This window comes from Kitasatospora sp. NPDC004289 (genome assembly GCF_053602875.1).
In genome coordinates, this window is the sequence record NZ_JBSGEL010000177.1 from 1 (window position 1) to 2,240 (window position 2,240).

At 78.1% G+C, this 2,240-nt stretch carries 1 protein-coding gene and 1 pseudogene; one reads left to right on the plus strand and one right to left on the minus strand.

The features are described from left to right. A partial coding sequence (locus ACWEPF_RS39860) for an FtsX-like permease family protein (protein WP_452176526.1) occupies positions 1-2,075 on the plus strand: 2,075 nt, incomplete at its 5' end. 69 nt (positions 2,076-2,144) lie between these two features. Here ACWEPF_RS39860 and ACWEPF_RS39865 read toward each other — a convergent pair. Next, a pseudogene (locus ACWEPF_RS39865) lies at positions 2,145-2,240 on the minus strand (class I SAM-dependent methyltransferase); the annotation flags it as partial.

Consider the following 2,240-nt stretch of genomic DNA (forward strand, 5'->3'; position numbering starts at 1 on the left):
CCCGCTGGTGGGCCGCCCGCCGGGGCGGATCGCGCCGCCTGGGCCCGCAGCGGGCCGGGGTGGACCTGGCGCTGGTGGCGGTCGCGGTGCTGGGTGTTCTCCAACTGCGCCACTACGACGGGCTGGTGGCCCGCCGGGCGGTGGCCGGCTTCGGCGCGGCGGTCGACCCGGTGCTGGTCCTCGCGCCCATGGCGACGGCGGTGGCCGGAGCGGTGCTGACGCTGCGCCTGTTCCCGCTCGCCGGGCGGCTGCTGGAGCGGACCGCCCGCCGCAGCCGGGGCCTGGTACTGCCGCTCGGCGCCTGGCAGTTGAGCCGGGAGAGCGGACGTCAGGCCGTGCCGGTGCTGGCCACCGTGCTCGCGGTGGCCAGCGGCAGTCTGGCGGCCGGGGTGCTGGGCGGACTGTCCGCCGGGGACCGGGACCGGGCCGCCTTCGCGGTCGGCGCCGACCTGCGCCTGACCGGGGTCTCCGGCCCGGTGGCGCAGCGTCAGGCGGCACTGACCGCGCTCCCCGGCGTCACCGGCCTGACCCCGGTCGCCGAGTCCCGGGCCTTCGTGGGCGGCACGGTCGTGCAGACCGTCGCCGTCGACACCGCCGCCGCGAGTGCCCACGGACTGCCGCTGCTCCGCGCCGACCAGGCGGACCGGCCGGCGGCCGAGCTGCTCGCCCCGCTGACGTCCGTGCCGACCGCAGGACTGCCGGTGCCGGGCCGCCCCACCGCGCTGGAGGTGACCGCGCAGGCCGCCGCGGACCGCCCGCTCGCGGGGGCCGAGCTGTACCTCTGGGTCCAGGACGCCCGCGGCCTGACGGAGCGTCTGGCCGCCCCGCTGCCCGCCGACGGCCGCCCGCACGTCCTCGCCTTCCCGCTGGGCGACACCGACCGCAGGGCCCACCCCCTGACGGTCAGTAGGCTCGGCGTCCACTTCCCGGCGGGACTGACCCAGCGGACCACCCTGGACCTGCGACTGCCCCGGATCGGCGCGGTCGGCCCCGGAGGCAGTACCGGGCTCGCGCTCCCGGACGGCCACCGCTGGTACCGCTCCGGCACGGCCTTCGCCGAGCCGGCCGCGATCGGCTGCCCGGCTGCGGAGGGGGGCGTCAGCAAGTACTCGGTCGGCTTCCCGGAGGACGCGTGGGCCACTGCCTGCAGTTGGCAAGGCGGAGGCCAGGGCGGCGAGCTGCTCCGTGCGGTGCTGCGCTCCCAGGAGCCCTCCGACCGGGCCGACCCCGCCACCCTGGACGCGGTGTTCGTGGCGTTGCCCGGGACCGGCGCCACCACACCCGCGCCGTCCGTACTGCCCGGGGTGGCGGACCGGGCGCTGCTCGCCGCGCTGGGGGCGGCCGTCGGGGACACCGTCCGGCTCGGCTGGGAGCAGCAGTCGTCGGTCACCCAGCAGGTCAGGATCACCGCGCTGGTCGACGCCCTTCCCGGCGACGAGCGCACCCGGGGCCACCTGTTGCTCGACCTGCGTTCCCTGGCCGCCGCCCGCGCGGCCGTCGGACTGGAGCCGCCCGGCGACAGCCGCTGGTGGCTGCGCTCCTCGGACCCGGTGGCGACCCGGGCCGCCGCCGGGGCGCGCGGCGAGCTCGGCCGGGTGGAGAGCACGCGCACGGTGGCCGAGGGCCTGCGGGACGACGCCTTCCGGACCGGCCTGCGCGGAGCCTGGCTGCTGGTGCTGGCCACCGCGCCGCTGTTCGCGGTGACGGCGCTCACCCTGCACACGGTGGGCGCGGCCCGGGCCAGGCGACGGGAGTTCGCCGTGCTGCGCGCCCTGGGGGTGCGCAGCGGCGACCTAGTCGGCCTGCTGCGCGCCGAACAGGTGGCGGTGACCGCCCTGCCCGTGCTGCTCGGCGGTCTGCTGGGCCTGCTGCTCACCGCACTGCTGCCGCTGGTCGTGCTGGACGACGCGGCCCGGCCGCTCTATCCGGCGCTGCTGGCCGGGCCCGGCCGGCCCGGTGCCGTGCTCACGGCGCTCGGCAGCGGGGTGCTGCTCACGGTGGCGGTGCTGGTGCTCACCCGGCTGCTGGCGCGGGTGGACCTGGTCCGGGTGCTCCGGGCGGGGGAGGACGGATGAGCCGGGCAGTGGAGGGGGCCACCGCGAGCGGCGCGGTGGCGGGGACGGACCGGATCGGTACGGCGGCCAGCCGAACTCCATGATGGTGCCCGGCACGTCGCCCAGCATGCGGTACAGCTGGTCCATGGACAGCAGGTCGGCCAGCTGGTGGCGGCGCATGTAGAC